This is a genomic window from Blautia hansenii, assembly GCF_013304445.1.
Lineage (GTDB): Bacteria > Bacillota > Clostridia > Lachnospirales > Lachnospiraceae > Blautia.
In genome coordinates, this window is sequence record NZ_JAAITA010000062.1 from 1 (window position 1) to 1,210 (window position 1,210).

The 1,210-nt window shown below is 43.6% G+C and carries 2 protein-coding genes; both read right to left on the reverse strand.

Going from position 1 to position 1,210, the window contains the following annotated elements; translation table 11 throughout:
• Positions 1-18 precede the first annotated feature (18 nt).
• Positions 19-735 carry an IS630 family transposase gene (locus tag G5A70_RS15485; protein ID WP_226853780.1) on the reverse strand — a complete coding sequence of 239 codons (717 nt, stop codon included), beginning with the start codon at positions 733-735 and terminating at the stop codon, positions 19-21.
• Entirely contained in the window at positions 660-1,169 is a 510-nt protein-coding gene (locus G5A70_RS15490) for a helix-turn-helix domain-containing protein (RefSeq protein WP_173750334.1), read from the reverse strand. The genes G5A70_RS15485 and G5A70_RS15490 overlap by 76 nt, the downstream gene beginning before the upstream one ends.
• Between the last annotated feature and the right edge of the window lie 41 nt (positions 1,170-1,210).

Genomic DNA, 1,210 nt, shown 5'->3' on the forward strand with positions numbered 1-1,210 from the left:
ATTTAGCATTACTGCCACTTACACGGAAGTGGCAGTAAATTTGGGATATAGCGAATTCAATTTGATTCGTGCATCAGCAGTTTTAAATTGCCAATCCACCTTTGCCGCCCTTGTATTACGCTCGGTTTCCCATGCCGATAATTCGCTGCGGAGATGATTGATATCGTCAATTCGCCGTGACAGGCACTGGCGTGTCATTACATTAAGTTCTATTTCAGCGATATCCAGCCAGCTTCCATGTTTCGGTGTATAATGGATTTCCAAGTGTTTTATAAGACGCCTTGCTTCTGCCGCAGGATACTTTTTATATAAGGATGCCGGTTTATGGGTATTAAGGTTATCCATTACAAGAATGATTTTTTCCACTTCTGGGTACATGACATCAACAAGGTATTTTATTTCTTCTGCCCAGTCAACTGCAGTCCGGTGCTCCCGGACACTGACATGATGCTTCCCAGCAAGAGGTTCTATGAAAGCAAAGATGCTGCATGTACCATTACGGATATATTCGGAATCTACTTTCCGGTCATCTCCCGGGCGCATTGGCAGCGGTTCCCTTGTCTCTCCCAACAGCTGGTATGGTTTTTCATCCATGCAGACGACCGGACGCATTGGGTCATACGCGAGTTCATAGACATCGAGAACATCTTCCATACATGCTATGAATTCTGCATCCTCTTTTGGCGGGATGCACCAATAGTCATTGAGGTGAGGTCTAAGTTCATTTTTTTTAATACCCTGCGGATTGTTTCTCTGCTGACTGGTGTTTCCAGTTCAATACGTGCTTTCTCTTCCAGAAGCCGGAGTGTCCATCGGGAGTGTCCTTCGGGTGCCGGACCGCAAGCAATTTGAATCAAATGCGCTTCCGTCCGTCCATCTGCCTTGCGTAATGCCGCACTTGAATTTGGGCTGATGTTGTATTTGACAATATTAGTAATACCGTTCTTAACATAAGATTGGATAATATTTGTAACCGTAGCCGGACAGACCGCATAAGTATGTGCAATTTGTGAGTGGGTCAAACCAGTACCACTGACTTCATCTAACTCTAATAAAATCTGACATCTCTTTAGGACGGTTTTACAGGTTTTCTTATCCCTAATAACCTTACGAAGAGCTGACACTTCATTGTCACTGAGTATAATATGATATGTTTTAGGTCTTGCCATAATGAATCACCGCCGTTTCTTTTTAGTATATCATGAAACGG